Source organism: Mixta mediterraneensis (assembly GCF_030283135.1).
Classification (GTDB): Bacteria; Pseudomonadota; Gammaproteobacteria; order Enterobacterales; family Enterobacteriaceae; genus Pantoea; species Pantoea mediterraneensis.
The window spans coordinates 31,050-52,661 of sequence record NZ_JASUAZ010000020.1; the positions used below are offsets into that span (position 1 = coordinate 31,050).

The following is a 21,612-nucleotide window of genomic DNA, read 5'->3' on the forward strand; positions in this document are numbered from 1 at the left end:
TTTTTGCGGGGTGAATTTATGACGTTCGACTGGTCTGGAATTGATACCGTGCTGCTCGATATGGACGGCACGCTGCTTGATCTGGCATTTGATCGCCACTTCTGGCTGGAGCATGTTCCAGAAACGCTTAGCCTCCAGCGCGGCATTACGCTGGTGCAGGCTGAGCAGATCATCGCGGAAAAGTATCAGGCGGTCGCGCATACGCTAAACTGGTATTGTCTGGATTACTGGGCGCGGGAGCTGGCGCTGGATATTCGCGCGATGACATGGGAAAAGCGCAGCCGCGCTACCCTCCGCGAGGACACCCTGCCCTTTTTGCAGGCGCTTCGTCGCGCCGGAAAACGCACCATCTTGCTAACCAATGCGCATCCTTACAATCTGGACGTAAAACTGGAACAAACCGGTTTAGCGCCACACCTTGATTTATTACTTTCCACCCATACCTTTGGGTATCCGAAAGAAGACCAGCGTCTATGGCAAGCAGTGCAACAGCAAACGGGATTTCTTAATGCGCGCACGCTGTTTATTGATGACAACGAAGCCATTCTGGATGCCGCAAAAGTCTGGGGCATTGGCTGGTGCTTAGGCGTAAGTAATCCCGATTCAGGACGACCTGAGCAAATCTTTCAGCGTCATACTGCCGTCCGCGATTACCGGGCGCTGATCTGATTCAGGAGCAGCAATGAAACAAAAAATCAGCGAAGGCGTGCGCCTTGATAAATGGCTATGGGCCGCGCGCTTTTACAAAACCCGCTCGATTGCGCGGGAAATGATTGAAGGCGGCAAAGTGCATTACAACGGGCAGCGCAGCAAGCCGAGCAAGCTGGTTGAACTGAACGCTGAACTGACACTGCGTCAGGGAAACGACGAGCGCACCGTTTTAGTCACCGAAATCAGCGAGCAACGTCGTCCCGCCAGTGAGGCACAACGGCTTTATCGTGAAACTGACGCCAGTATTGAAAAGCGCGAGAAAATGGCACAGGCGCGCAAGCTGAATGCGCTCACAATGCCGCATCCCGATCGACGACCGGATAAAAAAGAGCGTCGCGATTTGAGGAAATTTAAATTATCGGGCGATGAGTAACGCCATCCGTTTACGGCGCTGATACGCCTCGCCCCCATCGAGAGAAAAGCTATGTCTGTACAAGATCAACTGCATCGTTACCTGTTTGAAAACGCAGCCGTGCGCGGCGAGCTTGTGAACGTTTCCCACACCTGGCGCGAAACCGTTAAAAATCACGATTACCCAGCGCCAGTGCAGACATTACTGGGCGAAATGCTGGTGGCTACCAGCTTGCTGACCGCAACGCTGAAATTTGATGGTGAAATCACTGTGCAGCTGCAAGGTGACGGTCCGCTGTCGCTGGCAGTCATTAACGGTAACAACAAGCAGGAACTGCGTGGTGTGGCTCGTATGAAAGACACCATTGCGGATAACAGCACGCTGAAAAGCATGATCGGCAACGGGTATCTGGTGATCACGATTTCTCCAGAAAAAGGGGAGCGCTATCAAGGCGTGGTCGGTCTGGAAGGCGAAACCCTGGCCGAATGCCTGGAAGATTACTTTATGCGTTCTGAGCAACTGCCAACGCGCCTGTTTATTCGCACTAACGAAAAAGGCGCGGCCGGTATTCTGCTTCAGGTATTGCCTGCGCAAGACACCCGTAAAGACGACTTTGAGCATCTGGCGGCCCTGACTGAAACCATCAAGAGCGAAGAGTTGATTGAGCTGCCAGCAACTGACATATTGTGGCGTCTTTACCATCAGGAAGAAGCCACGGTTTATGAGCCGCAGCCTGTCATCTATAAATGCACCTGTTCACGCGAGCGGTGTGGTGACGTGCTGAAAACGTTACCGCAGGAAGAAGTCGATGAAATCATCAAAGAAGATGGCAAAATCGATATGCACTGCGATTATTGCGGCTCGCACTACATTTTCGACGCGGTCGATATTGCGGGAATTCGCACCAATTCGGTGGAAAATAACGAGCGCCTGCATTAATTCCTGTCGGGCGGCTTTGCCGCCCTGTAAGCTTTACTGCCTACTATCCCCTTAATTTCTCGGGGAAATTATCTTTTTTTACTTTCTTAACAAGTTAAAAACATCCGAAATATCATCTTAACGCGCCCTGTGTCGCATTTCTGAGGAACAAGCCTTTTCCCGCTAATGCAGAGGAGTAAACTGCGCGCGATCGTGCAGCTGCCCTTAACCTGGCAGCATAAATTATGCATGACGCTAACTTTTCTCTGTCTTTGCAGAACAGATACCGATTTGAGGAGCAGTAAAATGCGCGTTAACGGCCTGACCTCGCAAGACCTTGCCGACATGGGCATCACTGATATTACGGAAGTGGTTTACAACCCTGATTACGACACGCTATTTCAGGAAGAGACTCGCCCGGAACTCGAAGGTTTTGAACGCGGCACCCTGACGCAGAGCGGCGCAATTGCGGTAGATACTGGTATTTTTACCGGACGTTCGCCCAAGGACAAGTACATTGTTCGTGATGACACCACGCGCGATACGCTGTGGTGGAACGATCAGGGAACCGGTAAAAACGATAACCAACCCCTGTCTCAGGAGACGTGGCAGGCATTGAAAACATGCGTAACGCAGCAGCTTTCTGGCAAGCGTCTGTTTGTCATTGACGCCTTCTGCGGCGCCAACCCCGACTCCCGCCTGAGTGTCCGCTTTATTACCGAAGTCGCATGGCAAGCGCACTTCGTCAAAAACATGTTCATTCAACCCAATGAGAAAGAGCTGGCCAGCTTTACGCCAGATTTCGTGGTCATGAACGGTGCAAAATGCACCAATCCAGACTGGCAACAGCAAGGTCTGCACTCAGAGAATTTCATCGCTTTTAACCTGACTGAGCGCGTGCAGCTGATTGGTGGAAGCTGGTACGGCGGCGAAATGAAGAAAGGTTTGTTTGCGGTGATGAACTACCTGCTGCCGCTCAAAGGCATCGCCTCAATGCACTGCTCGGCCAATGTCGGCAAAGCGGGTGATGTGGCGGTATTTTTTGGCCTTTCCGGCACCGGAAAAACCACGTTATCGACCGATCCTGAACGCCAGTTGATTGGTGATGACGAACACGGCTGGGACGATGACGGCGTGTTTAATTTTGAAGGAGGCTGTTACGCCAAAACTATTAACCTTTCTGAGCAGGCCGAGCCGGAAATTTATCGCGCCATTCGCCGTAATGCCTTGCTGGAAAATGTCGTGGTTCGCGCTGATGGCAGCGTAGATTACGCGGACGGTAGTAAAACGGAAAACACCCGCGTTTCTTATCCCATCAATCACATCGACAATATTGTTCAGCCGGTTTCTAAAGCAGGACATGCGAAGAAAGTCATTTTCCTGACCGCCGATGCCTTCGGCGTGCTGCCGCCCGTTTCGCGCTTAACGCCAGCGCAGACGCAATATCACTTCCTGTCAGGCTTTACCGCCAAGCTGGCCGGTACTGAGCGCGGCGTAACGCAGCCGACGCCAACCTTCTCGGCCTGTTTTGGTGCCGCTTTCCTGATGCTGCATCCGACACAATATGCAGAAGTGCTGGTGAAGCGCATGGAAGCAGCGGGTGCGCAGGCTTATCTGGTTAATACTGGCTGGAATGGCAGTGGCAAGCGCATCTCACTGTCCGATACGCGTGCCATCATTAATGCCATTTTGGCCGGTGAGCTGGATGAAGCGCCGACCGAAACGCTGCCGATTTTTAATCTGCAAATGCCAAAAAGCCTGGGCAAGCTGGATTCGGTCATGCTCGATCCACGCAGCAGCTGGGAAAACGAAGAGAAATGGCACGCCGCCGCGCAGGATCTGGCGCAGCGTTTTATGACTAATTTCGAGAAGTATACCGATAACGCCGCAGGCGCAGCATTAGTAAAAGCAGGCCCACAGCGTTAAAACTCCAGGCGCGGCAAGCTTTGCCGCGCCTGGTCTAGCTCTGGACGCTCAGGCTGGTGCCGGGCGCGGGCGTTTCTATCAATGGCAGCCAGGCGCGAATACGCAACCCGCCACGTTCGCTGTCACCAATTTCCAGCGCCCCCTGATGCGCATCGATAATACGCTGTACAATCGCCAGCCCTAAACCTGTGCCGCTGGTGCTGCGGGCGCTGTCGCCGCGTACAAACGGCTGGAATAAGTGCTGAAGCTGCTCCGGCTTAATGCCCGGACCATCATCCTCAACCTGAAACCATGCGCGATGTAATTCACGTCCGCTACTGACTTTGATCCAGCCATTGCCATAACGTGCCGCATTGACGACCAGGTTCGCTAAGGCGCGCTTAATCGACAGCGGGTTGATGTCCAGCATCAACTCTTCCGACATGACAGCGTTTTCAATTTCGCGCTCGTAGCCGCTTTCCGCTGCGACAACTTCCCCTAACACACTGTTCAGATCGGCGCGCTCGGTCTGCATTTCCTGGCCGGTACGCAGGTAATCAATGAACTGTTCAATGATGGCGTTACACTCTTCGATGTCTTTGTTAATCGACTCGGCAAGATAGCCATCCTGTTCGTTCATCATTTCGGTTGCAAGACGAATACGCGTCAGCGGCGTACGCAGATCGTGACTGACGCCCGCCATCAGCAAGGTGCGATCGTCGGCCAGCTGTTTTACGCCCGCCGCCATCTGATTAAAGGCACGCGTCACCGAACGCACTTCAGACGCACCATATTCGCGTAACGGCGGCGGAATAATGCCTTTACCAACCTGTAGCGCAGCGTGTTCTAAATCCACCAATGGTCGATTCTGAATACGAATAAACAACCAGGCGCCGCCAATCGCCAGCAGCATGATCGCTAAGGTGTAACGGAACAGCGGCGAGAAGTCACCCTGATGGATTTCTGTTAGCGGCACACGTACCCAGATGTCGGGCGACAGCCAGGTTTTCAGCCACACCACCGGTGAATTCTTGTTAACTTCTACCCGCACATCGGTTGGGCCACCCAGTTGCTGGCCCATCTGTTCACTGAGAAATTCGTAATGCTGCGCCCAGCGCAAGCCGCTCTCCTCTGCTGCCGCATTGGTATAGAGCGAAATACCCAATTCGCGATAAATTTCCCGGCGAAAAGCTGGCGGCACTTCTAACTGCGTTCCATCTTCCAGCTGCAATCGGTCGGTCATCAACATACGCACTTCGTAAGCGAGGACCTTATTAAACTGTTGCAGACTAGGAAGAATGGCGAAGTTAAGCACCACCAGATAAGTCGTTACCAGGCTGACGAACAGCAAGGTAACGATTAACAGTAAGGTGCGAGCAAAGGAACTGCGGGGCGAGAAGCGCAGCCGCCTCATGCTTTACTGCCGTCCGGCACAAATACGTAGCCCAGACCCCATACAGTCTGGATATAGCGCGGGTGCGCCGGATCTTCTTCCACCATGCGGCGCAGGCGCGAGATCTGTACGTCAATAGAACGTTCCATGGCGCTGTATTCACGTCCACGTGCCAGGTTCATTAATTTATCGCGCGATAATGGCTCACGCGGATGGCTGACCAACGCTTTTAATACCGCAAACTCCCCGCTGGTTAACGGCATCGGCTCGTCTTCGCGGAACATTTCCCGCGTCCCGAGGTTCAGCTTAAACTTACCAAAAGCAATAACGGCCTCTTCCTGGGAAGGCGCGCCTGGCAGTTCATTGGCCTGGCGACGCAGCACGGCACGGATACGCGCCAGAAGTTCGCGCGGGTTAAACGGTTTAGGAATATAGTCATCCGCACCGATTTCCAGGCCCACAATACGATCCACTTCTTCGCCTTTCGCTGTCACCATAATGATAGGCATGGGATTGCTTTGACTACGCAGACGGCGGCAGATGGATAAACCATCTTCGCCGGGCAGCATTAAATCCAGCACCATCAGGTGGAAAGACTCACGGGTTAACAAACGATCCATCTGTTCGGCATTCGCGACACTGCGCACCTGAAAGCCCTGCTCGGTGAGATAGCGTTCGAGCAGCGCACGTAGACGCATATCATCATCAACGACCAGAATTTTGTAGTTCTCTTGCATTTTCTACTCCCAAAGGCGCTATTGCCTGAGCCGATATTGTTAAAAAAAGATGCCTTATAGTGACAGTCCTTAATGGTTTATATTCTAGCCAAAATTGTTACAAAGCATATTAAACAGCAGCTTATATTTAATTTCACCCCTTAGCTAAGCCGTAAAAAGCTCTCTTTACAGCGAGTTGAAGAGGTTCCAATAAATCTGAAATATTGGCCATCTTTCTTTAATACGCTGGCGTCCTGTTAAAGCCAGATTTTATTCAGACAGAAAATTCAGCGAGTTAGCAGTTAATTTGCCTTAAGATCGCATTATCATTACGCATGAACGCCAGCTAATCCACTTCAGCGGGAAAAATGCAGCATAAAATCCGGTCATTTTCCGCTTTTTTACCGCTCTCCTCTCGGAATAGTTTTAGCGCAGCGCGGGATAAGGCCATTTAAAATTAAAGCCTAATAAATCAATCAGTAAAGTCATCTTTTCTCTCCGGATTATTTCGCTCAGACTGGCCTGGCATCACGCCTTGCGATGTCATTACGGGGAGACAATGATGAAAAAAACATTATTACTGCTGAGTGCCTTGGCGCTGACCAGCGTTAGCCCGGTTTATGCTGCCACGACGGCGGGCGAAGCCGCAGGAGCAACAGCGTCAACAACCGCACAAGGTAACTCAAACGCCATCGGTGTTGGTGCAGTCGCAGCGCTATTTGGCGTAGCGCTGGCAACGGCTGGCGGCGGCGGAGATGGCCACGGTAACGGCACGTCGACGACCACCGCGACCCAGGCCGGAAAATAATTCAGTTCATTATCACGCTTAGAATACCCCTTCTGTGTCAGCCTGTTTCGCCACCGGGGAAGTCAACGTGGGTTTTTAGCGTTTAAAAACCCTTTCCCCGACTCTTTTTTGCCGCGCCGCATTTGCTTTACACTGAACCTCTTTTCACATTTCTGGCTGCTGTTGCATGAAAACCCGACTCATTACCCGCGAAGGCTTTAATCAGTTAAAGGCCGAGCTTGATTATCTGTGGCGCGAAGAGCGACCTGAAGTGACCAAAAAAGTCACCTGGGCTGCCAGCCTCGGCGATCGCAGCGAAAATGCAGATTATCAATACAACAAAAAGCGTCTGCGCGAAATTGATCGTCGGGTACGTTATCTGACCAAAAGCCTTGAACAACTTCGCATTGTTGATTATTCCCCGCAGCAGGATGGCAAGGTTTTCTTTGGTGCGTGGGTCGAAGTCGAGAACGATGACGGGATTATTAAACGCTTTCGCATCGTTGGTTACGACGAAATTTTTGGCCGTAAAGATTACATCTCGATTGATTCCCCCATGGCTCGGGCGCTGCTAAAAAAAGAGGCTGGCGATGTCGCGACGGTAGAGACACCAGCCGGTCCCGCATTGTGGTATGTCAACGCGATTACTTATCAGGAATAGCGACTCAGAATATCGCCTAAATCCGCCTGCGCCGCTGGCAATCTCAGCCGTCAATCCGTATAACTGTTCGCTATTTCTTAACCCTGTAAGCAAGACAGTTACTGATGATGAAAGATACGCTGAGCCACATAATTGCGAGTGAGCTGCAGGCGCGGGCAGAGCAAGTTGATGCCGCCGTTCGCCTGCTGGACGAAGGGAATACCGTGCCGTTTATTGCACGTTATCGTAAAGAGGTGACCGGCGGACTGGACGATACCCAACTACGCCAGCTGGAAACCCGCCTGAGCTATCTGCGTGAACTGGAAGAACGCCGCCAGTCGATTCTGAAATCCATTGATGAACAAGGCAAACTCACCGACGACCTCGCCAGAGCCATCCGTACCACTCTCAGTAAGACCGAACTCGAAGACCTTTACCTACCGTATAAACCCAGACGCCGCACACGTGGACAGATCGCGATTGAAGCCGGTCTGGAGCCGCTGGCAGAGACCTTGTGGCAAGATCCTTCGCAGCATCCTGAGCAGTTAGCGGCAGGCTATGTCGCGCCGGATAAAGGCGTCGCGGATGTCCGTGCTGCACTGGATGGCGCCCGCTATATTCTGATGGAACGCTTTGCTGAAGACGCCACGCTGTTGGCGAAAGTGCGCGATTACCTGTGGAAAAACGCCCATCTGGTATCAAAGGTGGTGGAAGGAAAAGAAGAAGCCGGCGCAAAATTCCGCGACTATTTCGATCATCATGAAGCGCTAAACAGCGTGCCGTCACACCGCGCCCTGGCCATGTTGCGCGGACGAAACGAAGGCATATTGCAGCTGTCGCTGAATGCCGATCCGCAATTTGACGAAGCGCCGCGTGAAAGCCACGGCGAAACGTTGATTGCCGGGCACTTAAACCTTCAACTGAATAACGCCCCGGCAGACAGCTGGCGTAAAGCGGTAGTGAGCTGGACGTGGCGCATCAAAGTAATGCTGCATCTGGAAACAGAGCTGATGGGCACAGTACGCGAACGCGCTGAAGATGAAGCCATCAACGTGTTCGCCCGTAACCTGCACGATCTGCTGATGGCGGCACCGGCGGGGATGCGTTCGACGATGGGGCTCGACCCCGGTCTGCGCACCGGCGTGAAGGTCGCAGTTGTCGATGCCACCGGCAAGCTGGTCGCCACCGATACCATTTATCCCCACACCGGCCAGGCCGCGAAAGCTGCGGCCCTCGTCGCGACGTTGTGTAGCAAGCATCAGGTTGAACTGGTCGCCATTGGTAACGGCACCGCTTCGCGTGAGACTGAGCGCTTCTTCCTTGAAGTGCAGAAACAGTATCCGCAGGTTACCGCGCAGAAAGTCATTGTCAGCGAAGCGGGGGCATCGGTGTATTCCGCGTCAGAACTGGCCGCGCTGGAGTTTCCTGACCTGGACGTTTCCATCCGCGGTGCCGTTTCTATCGCCCGCCGTTTGCAGGACCCGCTGGCAGAGCTGGTGAAGATCGATCCAAAATCGATTGGTGTGGGCCAGTACCAGCACGACGTCAGTCAAAGCCAGCTGGCGAAGAAGCTGGATGCGGTAGTGGAAGACTGCGTGAACGCCGTCGGTGTTGATCTGAATACTGCTTCGGTGCCGCTGCTTACGCGCGTTGCGGGTTTAACGCGGATGATGGCCCAAAATATCGTTAACTGGCGCGACGAGAATGGCCGTTTCCAGAATCGTCAGCAGTTATTGAAAGTTAGCCGTCTTGGCCCTAAAGCCTTTGAGCAATGCGCAGGTTTTCTACGTATTAATCACGGCGATAACCCGCTTGATGCTTCAACTGTTCACCCGGAGGCCTATCCGGTGGTGGAACGTATTCTGGCGGCAACCGAGCAGGCGCTGAATGATTTGATGGGTAATCCGTCTGGCTTGCGTGGTCTGAGCGCCAGGGATTTTACCGATGAGCGTTTCGGTCTGCCAACCGTGACTGACATCCTGAAAGAACTGGAAAAACCGGGTCGCGATCCACGCCCGGAATTTAAAACGGCACAGTTTGCTGAAGGCGTGGAAACACTGAATGATTTAACGCCCGGCATGGTGCTGGAAGGGGCGGTAACTAACGTCACCAATTTTGGTGCGTTTGTGGATATTGGTGTTCATCAGGACGGATTAGTCCATATCTCTTCACTTTCGGACAAGTTCGTGGACGATCCCCACAAAGTGGTTAAAGCTGGCGATATTGTCAAAGTGAAGGTGATGGAAGTCGATCTACAGCGTAAACGCATTGCGTTAACTCTGCGGCTGGACGAACAGCCAGGCGAAAGCAGTGCCCGCAGCAATCGCAGCGCGCCACGTGAAAATGCGCGGCCAGCGGCGAATAAAGGGCGACCGCGTCCTGTCAGCCAGACGGCGGGTAATAGCGCGATGGGCGATGCGCTGGCGGCCGCGTTTGGTAAGAAGCGCTAAATAAAACTGGAGACCGCGCGCCAATTGCGGTAGCGCCGGACAGACGGCAGGGCACCAATGTCATTGCTGGCAGCCTGTCCTGCGTCGCCCACCGCACGAGACGCTTTACCTCGCTGCTCGTGTTCTCCGCGCGTAATGTCTGCCAGTAGCTTGCGATAGTTTATCGCTTTGAACCGTTTATCCCCTGCCTGGCGGGGGATAATTATTTGAAAATCCCCACCGGCACACTACGCTAAAAAAACGCCTGTCATAAAAACAACACCTGCTGTGGCACCCAATTCACGATGGAAACGATCACTGCTTTAATCGATAAGATTTATGCTGACACCTTTCCACAGGCCGCGCGTGAACGCCTGCTTGCCAATATTGCCAGAGCGTGCAATGCGACGAAACTGCCGCGCAAAACGCACTGGGATGAACAGGATGTGGTCCTCATTACCTACGCCGACCAGTTCCGCGAGCCTGATAAACCCACGCTTCGCAGCTTCTCACGCTTCTATCAGCAGCATCTGCAATCCACTTTTCCACTGGTACATCTGCTACCGTTTTTTCCTTACTCTTCTGACGATGGTTTTTCAGTGATTGATTATCATCAGGTCAATCCGCTATGCGGCGAATGGCACGATGTCGCCACACTGCATCAGGAAACCCGGCTGATGTTCGATTTCGTCTGTAATCACATGTCAGCACACAGCGCGTGGTTTAAACATTATCTGGCGCAGGATCCTGGCTGGGACAATTTCTTTATCAGCATGCCGCCTGCCACCGATCTCAGCGCGGTGACGCGGCCGCGGACCTCGCCATTGCTGACACCATTTAAGATGGCAGATGGCGAAACGCGCTTTATCTGGACGACGTTTAGCGCCGATCAAATCGATCTCAACTTCGCCAACCCCGACGTTTTAATCCGCATGGTGGATGTGTTGCTCGACTATCTGACGCGCGGAGCGGATTACGTGCGGCTGGATGCGGTTGGCTATATGTGGAAAACCCCCGGCACCCGCTGCATCCATTTAGCGAAAACCCACCTGCTGGTGAAATTATTTCGCGCCATTGCGAATAAGGTCGCGCCTGGCACGGTGATCATCACCGAAACCAACGTGCCGCATAAAGACAACATCAGCTATCTCGGCAATGGCCATGATGAAGCACAAATGGTGTATCAGTTTTCGCTGCCACCGCTGGTACTGCATGCTATTCATTCGGGTTCGGGACGTGCGCTGCGCCAGTGGGCCAGCTCGCTCGATCTGAATAACAGCGGCACGACCTTTTTCAATTTTCTCGCTTCGCATGATGGCATTGGACTGAATCCGGCACGCGGCATTTTAACCGAAGTCGAGATTGTGGCGTTGGTGCGCGATTTAGCGTTAGAAGGCGCATTGGTTTCCTACAAAAACAATCCTGACGGCACCACCAGCCCATACGAAATTAACGTTACCTATCTCGACGCGTTAACGCGTCAGGAAGAGGACGACACAACGCGCCTGAAGCGATTTTTGCTTGCTCATGCCATATTGCTGGCATTTCCTGGCGTGCCGGCTGTCTACATTCAAAGCATTGTGGGATCGCGTAATGATTACGCTGGTGTGCGTGCGGCAGGACATAACCGCGCCATCAATCGTCAGAAATACGATTTGCAGGAGATTGAAACCGCTCTGGCGGGCGGCGACTGGCTACGTCAGCAGGTTTATACCCGGCTCAGTCAGCTTATCCAGCTACGCCGACGACAGCCAGCCTTTCACCCCGATAACCCCATGACGCTATTTGACTGTGAAAATGCGCTGCTCGTACTAAAACGCCATTCGCCCACTAGCGGCGAGAGTTTACTCTGCGTGTTTAATTTGAGTGGCCGACAAGTTAAAACGCAGCTACCGGAGGCGCGGACATTACAGGACGTGATTACGGGAGATAAAATAGAAGGCACCCAGCCGTTAACGCTGGATGCCTGGCAGTTTATGTGGCTACGCGGATAATTATTTGTAGACGTCAGCGACGGCGCTAAATTTGCCGTGTTCACGGCCAGCGATCACCAGGAAATAACGTCCCCCTTTTTCATCCGTTAATTTTGACAGCTCGCGCTTCGCATCCATCGGTGAGGTGGTTTCCGCCGTGGTGTTTACTGTACCTATTTTCTTAAGGTTCATCTTCTGAACGTCTTCTTTAGTAACCTCTTTCGCTGCTATAGCTGAGAAAGAAACGGCACTTATCATCACGGAAGCCAAAACCCATTTCATCATCTTCATTTGATTACCCTCATTCATGATCCATTGTTGAGATGTAAGCAGCCGCAAAGCGCGATAAAGCAGTATGGAACGGCATAGCCCAGCCCTGGCTATTCACATATAAATTCAGCGGCCTTGCTCACGAATGAAGTATTACCGCTGCCGGTTATTTTGCCAGCAGCGGAAGGATTTATGTCGATAATTCATCGCTGAAACGCATGATATGTTGTGTAAATGCATCAGGATGCGAGATGAAAGGCGCATGTGCTGCTTTCTCTATCACGACCGAAGGCGAGAAAGGCAGCGCCTGCTCTAACAGCTGAGCAATACGACGCGGCACCAGGCCATCCAGCGAACCGTAAATTCGCAGAAACGGCTGGCTGATGCCGGGTAATGCGCTGCGTAAATCAACCTCACGCAGGATCTCTAACCCATCTTCCAGTACCTCAACCGACGGCATCGGTTGTGACAGCACCACCTCCTTCAACTGGCGTGCATCGGCGCGCGCACTTTCAGTGCCTAACGTTTGTAGTGCAAGAAAACGTTCAACGGTGCGCTGAAAATCATTACTCAGCTGTCGCTGAAAGCCGTGCAGGGTTTCTGATTTGATGCCTGGCCATTCATCGCTGGCGGTAAAACAGGACGATGAAGCCACGGTAATTAGCGCGCGTACTCGCTCAGGTGCCGTTAATGCCAGCTGCGTTGCCACTAATCCCCCCAGCGACCAGCCAAGCACAATGGCGCGTGGCGGCATCGACGGCAACAGCTGTTCTGCCATCTCATCCAGCGTCATTGCCGTAAAACCCCGACTGCGACCATATCCCGGTAGGTCGATCAGATGCAGGCGAAATTGCGCGCTGAGTCGCGGAACGATGCTTTGCCACACTTCGGCATTCAGTCCCCAGCCGTGAAGCAGCACAAGATCTGTCTCCCCTTCTCCGCAGGTATACCCGTAAAGCGACGTCATCAGTTACTCTTCCAAAGTTGATAAGGAGGTCGTTATGCTACCAATGCCAGCCCTTTGTTGGCTATGCTCGTTACCGCTGCGCTTTTCGCATCACGGTATTTGTAGTCATTGTTTACGTAGCCTGCCGCTGCTGCCTTTGCTTTGTCCGCGCTGTGGACTGCCCGCAGCCTCAGCCCGGTTACCCTGCGGTCGCTGCCTGCTTTCGCCGCCCGCGTGGCAGGCACTGGTTTGTGTCAGTGCTTATCAGGCGCCAGTGAGTCATTGGGTGCATCAACTCAAATTTTCTCGCGTTACCGCACTTAGGGTGATGCTGACCCGACTGCTTTTGTTAAGCTGGTTGCAGGCTTACCGCACACGCCTGTTAACGCGTCCAGATTTATTACTGTGCGTACCGCTGCATCATCAGCGCGGTTGGCAGCGCGGCTACAATCAGTCGGCATTGCTGGCCCAACCGCTGGCGCACTGGTTAACGTGTGAATTTAGCGAAGGATTGCGGCGACAGCGCAAGGGCGCATTGCAACATCAGCTCAGCGCGCAGCAGCGCCGCACTAATTTACGCGGCGCCTTTCGCCTTGAATTTGCGGTGCGTGGGCGCCATATCGCCCTTATCGACGATGTGATTACCACCGGCAGTACGGTAGAAGAAATTAGCCGTCTGTTACTGGCGCAGGGCGCGGCCAGCGTGCAGGTTTGGTGCCTGTGCCGTACCTTGTAGAGCGCCGGTGATGGGCGTATTATAACCAACTAAATTAGTCAACTATTGAGCAATCGACATGATCCGAATTACTGATTCTGCCCAAGAGCACTTCTCAAAACTGCTGTCCAAACAAGAAGATGGCACCCAGATTCGCGTATTCGTGATTAACCCGGGTACGCCAACGGCCGAATGTGGCGTTTCCTATTGCCCGCCCGATGCCGTTGAAGCGACGGATACCGAACTGAAGTTCGAAAAGCTGTCCGCCTATATTGACGAGTTGAGCGCGCCCTATCTGGAAGACGCTGAGATCGATTTCGTTACCGATAACCTCGGCTCGCAGCTCACGCTGAAAGCGCCAAACGCTAAAATGCGTAAAGTATCTGACGATGCGCCGATGGTCGAACGCGTTGAATACCTGTTACAGGCGCAGATTAACCCACAGCTGGCCGGTCACGGTGGGCGCGTGTCACTAATGGAAATTACTGACGATGGTTATGCCATTCTGCAATTTGGTGGTGGCTGTAATGGCTGCTCCATGATCGATGTAACGCTAAAAGACGGCATCGAAAAAGAGTTGCTGGCGGCTTTCCCTGAACTGAAAGGCGTGCGTGACCTTACCGAACATCAGCGCGGTGAGCATTCTTATTACTGATCGATTTACTGGGTAATGCAGCGCGACAGCCCTGTCGCGCTTCCCTTCTCAGTTTGCCTTACGTTGCTGGCTTACCGTTTTCAGTAATTTTTTCACTTCTGTATTTGCGAAGATTTCCTCAAGCGGCTGCGTCAGCTTTCGGCGCCAGTTAGGATATTGATCCACCGTACCCGGCACGTTCACTGGCGTGGTCATGCCCAGCCAGTCTTCCGGCTGCAACCCCAGTAACGTGCTATGCGTATTCGCAAGAAAACGATGGATGGCCTGATTAAGTCTGGGTGACATGGGGAGCTTATCCGCCTGCCTCGGGCTGCTTACGGGAAGCGATCCGGCCTGGTGCAGCACATTTAACAGCGCCTGTTTCTGCGCTGCACGTTGCTGATGTAGCGGCTGCACCGCATCACCGGGATATAACCCTATTTTTTCTCCCAGCAGCAGATCCCCCGCTTCCCAAAAACCGCTTAATGTCGGCAGATCGTGAGTACTGGCGCTGGCAATCGACTGGCGCGGATATTCATCCGGCGTGCGATATTTTCCATCATGCTGCTGCTCAAACCACAGCACCTTCCAGGAAAATATCCCGCTGTTACGCAGCAGGCTGACAATCTCTTTCGGCACAGTTCCCAGATCTTCGCCAATCACCATGCAGCGCTGACGCTGACTTTCCAGCGCCAGAATCCCAAGCAGATCCTCAACCGGATAGGCGACATAAGCACCTTTGTCGGCAGTCTCACCCGCAGGCACCCACCACAGGCGCAGCAGCGACATGACGTGATCAATACGCAGTGCGCCGCAGTCCCGCATATTCGCGCGCAACATGTCGATAAAGGGCTGATAGCCGCGCGCCTGCATCACGTGCGGATCCATCGGCGGCAATCCCCAGTATTGCCCCAGCGGGCCAAGCCTGTCGGGCGGTGCGCCTACCGAGGCGTGTAGGCGGTAAAGTTCAGGATCGTGCCAGGTTTCAGCACTGCCTTCCGCGACGCCAACGGCCAAATCGCGGTAAAGGCCAACGCTCATTCCCCGCGTTTGGCTGATCTGCCAGCAGCGAGAAAACTGTTGCTGCGCCAGATATTGCAGCCATTGCCAGAAAGCGATTTCATCCTTGTGCTGTTCGCACCAGCGCTGCACCTCAGGCAGTTGACTGTTACGCCAGTCCTCCGGCCAGGCTGGCCAGCCCCAGTGTTGCGCATTTTCGGCGCGGCGCTCTGCCTGCAAGCCGTCATAGGCGGCCTGGTAATACAGACTATCGCCCCCTTCCTGCACAAACGCAGCAAAGACACGCTTATCCTCATCGTCTTTATCGCGTGGCTGAAACTGCGCCCATGCGTGACGCAACGCGGTCAGCTTCAGCGCCATCACTGCATCATAATCTACCCACTCCTCATCACGCGCTTTGGCGACTGCACGCTGCGTCTTAGCGCTTTTCCACCATCGCTGTGCCGCTGCGCTTTGCTGAAAATCCACTACCTGCGCCACATCAATGTAAATGATGTTGAGCCAGCGTCGCGAAGAGGGGCTATAAGGGCTCGCAAAGTCCGGGCTGGCGGGATAAAGCGCATGCAGAGGATTCAGGCCAACGAAATCTCCGCCCTGTGCAGCCAGCTGCTCCAGCATTTGCTGTAAATCGCCAAAATCGCCGATACCCCAGTTGGTGGCCGAACGCAGGGTATAAAGCTGCACCAGTGCGCCCCAACGCTTTTCACCCGCACGCAGCGCGGGGGGCAGATAACAGCGGCGCGGCGTGACGATAATCCGCATGTGCCATTGCTGCCTGCCCTGGCTTAGCGTCAGTTGGTGATAGCCTTGCCCCAGCGGTGAAGGCAGCGTAAAAAGCGCCTCACCTTGCACCTCACCTTCGAAAACATTTCCATTTTCGCTACGAAGCTGCCAGTGATATACGCCACGGCCACGCGGCGTAAGCTGACGCTTTGTTCTGCCACTGAACACCACAACTGGCGGCAGCGGCGACTTTTTACCGCGATCGGCGTTATCCATCACCGCCAGTAATGCACGCTTAGTTTCATCACTGATCGACTGGATTTCACCGTTAACATCGGTGAAGTGCAGCGAAATCCCGGCAGCACGCGCTGCTTTATCAAGCGAACTCTCTTTCATTGCCGCTCCTTAGCGTTTGGCTTGCCAGATGCGTGGTTGATAATTGTGAACCGGATGATCCCGGCTGAGCATACCGGTGTAGGCGGCGTTACGTTACTGACCGGGATGCGCATGGGCTGACGATGGTGTGTCAGTAACGTCATAAGTAAAAACGTGAGGGAGGAAAAAAGCGACAGCGATCAAGGAAAAACGCCAGCATTACGCTGGCGTTAAGGTAAATTAGCAAAGCTCAAGGTGCACTTCATATTGCTCAATGACCTTCATGACGCTGGCTGGCGGTATCTGGTCGGTGTAGAGATAGTCAAGCAGGCTCATATTGCCGAGATTCACCATCGCGTTACGACCAAACTTGGAGTGATCAACCACCAGCATCACGCAGCGCGAGTTTTCGATAATCGCGCGCTTGGTGCGTACTTCGTGATAATCGAATTCCAGCAGCGAGCCATCTGTATCAATACCGCTAATGCCAAGGATGCCGTAATCAAGGCGGAACTGTGAAATGAAGTCCAGCGTGGCTTCGCCCATCACTGCGCCATCACGGGTACGCACTTCACCACCGGCGATGATGACCCGAAAATCCGGCTTACCCATCAACAGCATCGCCACATTAAGGTTGTTGGTGACTACACGTAAATCATTGTGATTGAGTAACGCATGCGCAACCGCTTCCGGCGTCGTGCCAATGTCGATAAACAGCGTTGCACCATCGGGGATCTGGCTGGCGACGCGCTGAGCAATACGCGCCTTTTCTGCCGACCACATCATTTTACGATCCTGCCAGGCGGTATTCTCAGAACTTGACGGCAGTGCAGCACCGCCATGATGACGCTGGATCTTGTTTTGATCAGCAAGATCATTCAGATCACGACGAATGGTTTGCGGGCTCACCTCGAAGTGATCCACCAGCTCTTCGGTACTGACATATCCCTGACGCCGAACCAGATCGATAATGGCGTCGTGACGTTGCGTCTGCTTCACATTGCTCTCCTGTTTCCGGCCATGAGCCGTTCTTCTTTTTATTGTTCCTAACGACGCTTAACGTTGCGCGTATCAACAAAGGCCATCGCTAATCCCACCACCAGACCGGCAACATGCGCCGCATTGGCTATTGCCAGACCAAAAGCGCCAAACCAGCCAATCACCAGCCAGACAATTGCAAAACCGATCAAGCCACGCTCAAGATAGATGCCGCTGTCAGGATCGCGTTCACCGCGCAGCCAGCAGTATCCCATCAGGGCATAAACTACGCCGGATAAGCCGCCAAACCAGATGCCACTGAATTTAGCCTGCATCCAGCCGCTGAGTAGCGCTGAAATCAGCATGATGACAAACAGTTTGCCGCTGCCGAGACGCTTTTCTACCGCGCCACCGAGATACCACCACCACATCAGGTTGAACAGAATGTGCAGCAGCGAAAAATGCAGCAGGATATGGCTGAACCAGCGCCAGCCTTCAAGATATTGATCCGGGCCGTCTGGCCAGGCAAGCCAGTACATGACGGTGCTGTCGCCGATCACCTGCATCAAAATAAATACCGCGATGCACATCGCTATGATGGTCATGCTCAGCGGGCCGGCGCGTTCACGAATATTCGCCCAGAAATTGGTGCGTTCATAACGTAAGCCGCTGTCGGTTTTACCACTATGCCAGCTAGCCGCCTGATAACGTGGATGATTAGGGTCACGCACAAACTGCTCAAGTTCGTTTTCGACCATCGTCAGTTTACTTTCATCATCCAGCATAATGACGTAATGACTTTCGCGCTCAATGCGCAAAACGACGCCGCGCGTTGCCATGTAATCGACGAACGCCTGCGCCATACGCGGCTGATTAAATTGGGTAATGCGCATGATACGTAACTCTCTGTGCGATGATGTGCTGTTTAAACGCTGCCGTTAGCGACCTGCGCTGGAAAAGCTGCACGCCAGGCATCAAAGCCGCCATCAATGCTGTATGCCGCCGCGAATCCCTGATGCAACAAATAGTGTGCTGCGCTTTTGCTGCTGTTGCCGTGATAGCACATCACCAGCACCGGCAACGTGAGATCGGCACCGGCAATAAACGCATTGAGGTTGCTGTTTGACAGGTGCAACGCGCCAGTTGCATGACCCAACGCAAAACTTTGTGGGTCGCGAATATCTACCAGCAGCGCGCCTTGCGCCAGGCGATCCTGAGCCTGCTGAACATTAATACATTCGAACGTTTCCATGGTGTCTCTCATTACTGCGTCACAATGAGCGCCTAGTGTAACCCGATAATTTGCCCCAATGACCTGACTAACTTTAGGTGTTTGAATTTTTTTCACCCTCAGAATGTTAGCTATATCACGCAAAAATGTTTTTACCTGGTTAAAAGCTGGCATCAATGTTGGTTTACGATTATTATTATGCTCGAAAACGAACATTAATGAACTATTCCGAACATCGGAGGATATGACGTGGAAACCAAAGACCTGATCGTGATCGGCGGCGGCATCAACGGTGCCGGCATTGCAGCGGATGCTGCAGGACGCGGACTGTCGGTGTTGATGCTGGAGGCGCGGGACCTGGCTTGCGCGACCTCTTCTGCCAGTTCAAAACTGATCCACGGCGGCCTGCGCTACCTTGAACACTACGAATTTCGCTTAGTCAGTGAAGCACTGGCAGAGCGTGAAGTGCTGCTGAAAATGGCGCCCCATATCGCGTTCCCTATGCGCTTCCGTTTACCGCACCGTCCACATTTGCGTCCGGCATGGATGATCCGTACCGGCCTGTTTATGTACGATCATTTAGGTAAACGCACCAGTTTACCCGGCAGTAAAAGCCTGCGTTTTGGCGCGGACTCGGCCCTGAAGCCAGAGATTACGCGCGGATTCGAATATTCTGACTGCTGGATCGACGATGCCCGCATGGTGGTATTGAACGCGCAGGAAGTCGTGAAGCACGGCGGTGAAGTGAAAACACGCACCCGTGTAACGCGCGCCTGGCGTGAAGGCGGCTTGTGGATGGTAGAAGCGGAAGATATCGACAGCGGAAAAACCTATACCTGGCGCGCCAAAGGGCTGGTAAACGCAGCCGGTCCGTGGGTGAAACAATTCTTTGACGATGGACTGAAGCTGAAATCCCCTTACGGTATCCGCCTGATCAAAGGTAGCCACATCGTGGTGCCGCGCGTGCATAAAGAGAAACAGGCTTATATCCTGCAAAACGAAGATAACCGCATTGTGTTTGTCATTCCGTGGATGGATGAGTTCTCGATCATTGGCACCACCGATGTTGAATACAAAGGCGATCCAAAAAACGTCAAAATCGACGACAGCGAGATAGATTATTTGCTGAAAGTGTACAACGGACACTTCAACAAACAGCTGGCCGCTGATGATATTGTCTGGACCTATTCTGGCGTGCGTCCGTTGTGTGATGATGAATCCGACTCACCACAGGCGATTACCCGCGATTACACGCTGGACGTGCGTGACGAAAACGGTCAGGCTCCGCTGCTGTCGGTATTCGGCGGCAAGCTGACTACGTATCGTAAACTGGCTGAACATGCGCTGGAAAAACTGGCCCGGTACTTCCCGAACGCCGGACCCGCCTGGACAAAAAACTGCGTGCTGCCAGGGGGTAACATTGCCGGAACGCGCGAAGATTACGCCGCCAGCCTGCGTCGTCGCTATCCGTTCATCAATGAAAATATGGCTCGCCACTATGCCCGCACTTACGGAAGCAATACCGAAGTACTGCTGGAGGGTGCGACAACGCTGGAAGATCTGGGTGAGAACTTTGGTCATGATTTCTACGAAGCAGAGCTACGTTATTTAGTGCAGAACGAATGGGTACGTGAGCTGGATGATGCGATTTGGCGTCGTACCAAGCAGGGTATGTGGCTGACAAAAGAGCAGCAGGCACGTGTAGCCGAGTGGCTGACAGCCAAACCTGCCCTGTCATTGGCCTCATAACCGCAGTTGAGCGCGTCGGGGCGCGAACCGGCGCTAAAGGCATTTGTTCGTGGCACGAACTGGCGCGGTGAGGAGTTGTCTGGTGCTGCGGATCAGCGCGGTGAGGTTTCGTTCGCCCGGGCAGACGGGCAGTTTCATTACTGCCGCTGCGGGCGACCGACAAGGGTTGCAGAGCGGCAACCCTTGACCCGCGCTTCCGGCCAGCCCGCCCGCCGCTGCGCGGTGCCTTCGCTTCTTCGGGATTTCTTTACGGACCGGACGGATTCGCCGTCCTGGCTCATGCCGTCCTCTTCGCGGCTTCCCTGCCGCTCGTCCTGAAATCCCTCATCCGCTCAGCGGGCAGGATGGCCTCTGGCACATCCCCGCTGTGACATCGGTATCTTTCTGTCGCTGTTTTACTGCGGTGGGCTGACCGGGCTGGGCGCGAACCGGCGTGGTGAGAGATTTGTTCGTGGTACGAACTAGCGGTGAGGTTTCGTTCGCCCGGGTAAACGGGCAGTTTCATTCTGCCCGCTGCGGGCGACCGACAAGGGTTGCTGAGCGGCAACCCTTGACCCGCGCTTCCGGCCAGCCCGCCCGCCGCTACGCGGTTCCCTCGCTTCTTCGCGATTTCTTTACGGACCGGACGGATTCGCCGTCCTGGCTCATGCCGTCCTCTTCGCGGCCTCCCTGCCGCTCGTCCTGAAATCCCTCATCCGCTCAGCGGACGGGATGGCCTCTGACAAACCCCCGCTGCAACAGCGGTACCTTAATTTTATGGCTTTATCGCGATGAGTTACTGGCTTTGTAGTTTTTGCATTCCTGACTAACAGACAACGCCCGGCTGAGAAAAACTTATCACTCACAGGCAGGGCTTGAGGAGGCATCCGGAGCGCTGAGGAAAGAGCGGAGGCCAGGGCGAGCCGACAGGACGTCGGCGAGAGGCCGGAACGAGCCAGGACGGCGAGTCCGGTCGGTCCGTCAGGCCGCAGTGAGTGACGAAGGAACAGCGAAGGCTGCCGGACGCCGGGATTGTTAAGGGGCAGGCGTAAGCCCCTTAACACGTCCGCCTGCACAGGCCATGCTGAAACTCCCCCACGCCTGGCGGGCGGAACCTCCACAGCGTGAACCACCGCAACAGCGGCCTCTTTATCTTCTGCCTTCATCG

General features: G+C 53.8%; 19 protein-coding genes. 11 read left to right on the top strand and 8 right to left on the bottom strand.

The window, feature by feature from the left end; genetic code table 11:
- Positions 1–18 precede the first annotated feature (18 nt).
- The 4 genes from yrfG (at position 19) to pckA (ending at position 3,907) form a co-directional block, all read left to right on the top strand.
- A complete protein-coding gene (gene yrfG / locus QRY16_RS13120; RefSeq protein ID WP_289776896.1) occupies positions 19–669 on the top strand; it encodes a GMP/IMP nucleotidase in 651 nt (216 codons plus the stop codon).
- Positions 670–682: 13 nt separating this feature from the next.
- Positions 683–1,084 (top strand): ribosome-associated heat shock protein Hsp15, encoded by a 402-nt coding sequence (gene hslR / locus QRY16_RS13125; protein ID WP_193405593.1) that lies wholly within the window; start codon positions 683–685, stop codon positions 1,082–1,084.
- A 51-nt stretch (positions 1,085–1,135) separates the two neighbouring features.
- Positions 1,136–2,002 (top strand): Hsp33 family molecular chaperone HslO, encoded by an 867-nt coding sequence (hslO, locus tag QRY16_RS13130; protein ID WP_289776897.1) that lies wholly within the window; start codon positions 1,136–1,138, stop codon positions 2,000–2,002.
- A gap of 285 nt (positions 2,003–2,287) precedes the next feature.
- The gene (gene pckA / locus QRY16_RS13135; protein ID WP_289776898.1) at positions 2,288–3,907 is read left to right on the top strand and encodes a phosphoenolpyruvate carboxykinase (ATP); all 1,620 of its coding nucleotides are present in this window, start codon (positions 2,288–2,290) and stop codon (positions 3,905–3,907) included.
- A gap of 34 nt (positions 3,908–3,941) precedes the next feature.
- On the opposite strand, the gene envZ is transcribed toward pckA, so the two are convergent.
- Both envZ and ompR read right to left on the bottom strand, forming a co-directional pair.
- Positions 3,942–5,300, bottom strand: coding sequence for a two-component system sensor histidine kinase EnvZ (gene envZ / locus QRY16_RS13140; RefSeq protein ID WP_193405590.1), 1,359 nt, complete (start codon positions 5,298–5,300; stop codon positions 3,942–3,944).
- On the bottom strand, positions 5,297–6,016 hold the full coding sequence (gene ompR, locus QRY16_RS13145; RefSeq protein ID WP_001157751.1) for an osmolarity response regulator transcription factor OmpR: 720 nt from the start codon (positions 6,014–6,016) through the stop codon (positions 5,297–5,299). Before ompR ends, envZ begins: the two co-directional genes overlap by 4 nt.
- A gap of 541 nt (positions 6,017–6,557) precedes the next feature.
- On the opposite strand from ompR, the gene yjbE reads away from it, so the two are divergent.
- The 4 genes from yjbE (at position 6,558) to QRY16_RS13165 (ending at position 11,845) form a co-directional block, all read left to right on the top strand.
- Positions 6,558–6,803 (top strand): exopolysaccharide production protein YjbE, encoded by a 246-nt coding sequence (gene yjbE, locus QRY16_RS13150; protein ID WP_193405722.1) that lies wholly within the window; start codon positions 6,558–6,560, stop codon positions 6,801–6,803.
- Positions 6,804–6,969: 166 nt separating this feature from the next.
- A complete protein-coding gene (gene greB, locus QRY16_RS13155) occupies positions 6,970–7,443 on the top strand; it encodes a transcription elongation factor GreB (RefSeq protein ID WP_289776899.1) in 474 nt (157 codons plus the stop codon).
- A gap of 107 nt (positions 7,444–7,550) precedes the next feature.
- Complete coding sequence (locus QRY16_RS13160) at positions 7,551–9,872, top strand: Tex family protein (RefSeq protein WP_419776132.1); 2,322 nt, start codon at positions 7,551–7,553, stop codon at positions 9,870–9,872.
- Between the two features lie 284 nt (positions 9,873–10,156).
- A complete protein-coding gene (locus QRY16_RS13165) occupies positions 10,157–11,845 on the top strand; it encodes an alpha-amylase family glycosyl hydrolase (protein WP_289776901.1) in 1,689 nt (562 codons plus the stop codon).
- Here QRY16_RS13165 and QRY16_RS13170 read toward each other — a convergent pair whose 3' ends face one another.
- Positions 11,846–12,115: a YdgH/BhsA/McbA family protein gene (locus tag QRY16_RS13170; RefSeq protein ID WP_193406039.1), complete on the bottom strand. Its 270-nt coding sequence runs from the start codon at positions 12,113–12,115 to the stop codon at positions 11,846–11,848.
- Positions 12,116–12,284: 169 nt separating this feature from the next.
- Positions 12,285–13,061: a pimeloyl-ACP methyl ester esterase BioH gene (gene bioH / locus QRY16_RS13175; protein ID WP_289776902.1), complete on the bottom strand. Its 777-nt coding sequence runs from the start codon at positions 13,059–13,061 to the stop codon at positions 12,285–12,287.
- A gap of 34 nt (positions 13,062–13,095) precedes the next feature.
- Here bioH and gntX point away from each other — a divergent pair, with 34 nt between their 5' ends.
- Both gntX and nfuA read left to right on the top strand, forming a co-directional pair.
- A complete protein-coding gene (gene gntX / locus QRY16_RS13180) occupies positions 13,096–13,776 on the top strand; it encodes a DNA utilization protein GntX (RefSeq protein ID WP_289776903.1) in 681 nt (226 codons plus the stop codon).
- A 58-nt stretch (positions 13,777–13,834) separates the two neighbouring features.
- The gene (gene nfuA, locus QRY16_RS13185) at positions 13,835–14,410 is read left to right on the top strand and encodes a Fe-S biogenesis protein NfuA (protein WP_289776904.1); all 576 of its coding nucleotides are present in this window, start codon (positions 13,835–13,837) and stop codon (positions 14,408–14,410) included.
- 48 nt (positions 14,411–14,458) lie between these two features.
- On the opposite strand, the gene malQ is transcribed toward nfuA, so the two are convergent.
- From malQ to glpE, 4 genes are all read right to left on the bottom strand, one after another.
- Entirely contained in the window at positions 14,459–16,528 is a 2,070-nt protein-coding gene (gene malQ, locus QRY16_RS13190) for a 4-alpha-glucanotransferase (protein ID WP_289776905.1), read from the bottom strand.
- A gap of 219 nt (positions 16,529–16,747) precedes the next feature.
- A complete protein-coding gene (locus tag QRY16_RS13195) occupies positions 16,748–17,506 on the bottom strand; it encodes a DeoR/GlpR family transcriptional regulator (protein WP_193406034.1) in 759 nt (252 codons plus the stop codon).
- Positions 17,507–17,553: 47 nt separating this feature from the next.
- Positions 17,554–18,378 carry a rhomboid family intramembrane serine protease GlpG gene (gene glpG / locus QRY16_RS13200; protein WP_289776906.1) on the bottom strand — a complete coding sequence of 275 codons (825 nt, stop codon included), beginning with the start codon at positions 18,376–18,378 and terminating at the stop codon, positions 17,554–17,556.
- Between the two features lie 32 nt (positions 18,379–18,410).
- Positions 18,411–18,737: a thiosulfate sulfurtransferase GlpE gene (gene glpE, locus QRY16_RS13205; protein ID WP_193406032.1), complete on the bottom strand. Its 327-nt coding sequence runs from the start codon at positions 18,735–18,737 to the stop codon at positions 18,411–18,413.
- A gap of 228 nt (positions 18,738–18,965) precedes the next feature.
- On the opposite strand from glpE, the gene glpD reads away from it, so the two are divergent.
- Positions 18,966–20,465 carry a glycerol-3-phosphate dehydrogenase gene (gene glpD / locus QRY16_RS13210; protein WP_289776907.1) on the top strand — a complete coding sequence of 500 codons (1,500 nt, stop codon included), beginning with the start codon at positions 18,966–18,968 and terminating at the stop codon, positions 20,463–20,465.
- The last annotated feature ends 1,147 nt before the right edge of the window (positions 20,466–21,612 follow it).

Bases quoted from the DNA above. Each gene is read 5' to 3' on its own strand.
- ompR (WP_001157751.1), bottom strand. From the start codon at position 6,016: ATGCAAGAGAACTACAAAATTCTGGTCGTTGATGATGATATGCGTCTA.
- pckA (WP_289776898.1), top strand. From the start codon at position 2,288: ATGCGCGTTAACGGCCTGACCTCGCAAGACCTTGCCGACATGGGCATC.
- nfuA (WP_289776904.1), top strand. From the start codon at position 13,835: ATGATCCGAATTACTGATTCTGCCCAAGAGCACTTCTCAAAACTGCTG.
- envZ (WP_193405590.1), bottom strand. From the start codon at position 5,300: ATGAGGCGGCTGCGCTTCTCGCCCCGCAGTTCCTTTGCTCGCACCTTA.
- yrfG (WP_289776896.1), top strand. From the start codon at position 19: ATGACGTTCGACTGGTCTGGAATTGATACCGTGCTGCTCGATATGGAC.
- QRY16_RS13160 (WP_419776132.1), top strand. From the start codon at position 7,551: ATGAAAGATACGCTGAGCCACATAATTGCGAGTGAGCTGCAGGCGCGG.
- malQ (WP_289776905.1), bottom strand. From the start codon at position 16,528: ATGAAAGAGAGTTCGCTTGATAAAGCAGCGCGTGCTGCCGGGATTTCG.
- bioH (WP_289776902.1), bottom strand. From the start codon at position 13,061: ATGACGTCGCTTTACGGGTATACCTGCGGAGAAGGGGAGACAGATCTT.
- greB (WP_289776899.1), top strand. From the start codon at position 6,970: ATGAAAACCCGACTCATTACCCGCGAAGGCTTTAATCAGTTAAAGGCC.
- hslO (WP_289776897.1), top strand. From the start codon at position 1,136: ATGTCTGTACAAGATCAACTGCATCGTTACCTGTTTGAAAACGCAGCC.
- gntX (WP_289776903.1), top strand. From the start codon at position 13,096: ATGCTACCAATGCCAGCCCTTTGTTGGCTATGCTCGTTACCGCTGCGC.
- glpG (WP_289776906.1), bottom strand. From the start codon at position 18,378: ATGCGCATTACCCAATTTAATCAGCCGCGTATGGCGCAGGCGTTCGTC.
- QRY16_RS13170 (WP_193406039.1), bottom strand. From the start codon at position 12,115: ATGAAGATGATGAAATGGGTTTTGGCTTCCGTGATGATAAGTGCCGTT.
- glpE (WP_193406032.1), bottom strand. From the start codon at position 18,737: ATGGAAACGTTCGAATGTATTAATGTTCAGCAGGCTCAGGATCGCCTG.
- hslR (WP_193405593.1), top strand. From the start codon at position 683: ATGAAACAAAAAATCAGCGAAGGCGTGCGCCTTGATAAATGGCTATGG.
- yjbE (WP_193405722.1), top strand. From the start codon at position 6,558: ATGAAAAAAACATTATTACTGCTGAGTGCCTTGGCGCTGACCAGCGTT.
- QRY16_RS13165 (WP_289776901.1), top strand. From the start codon at position 10,157: ATGGAAACGATCACTGCTTTAATCGATAAGATTTATGCTGACACCTTT.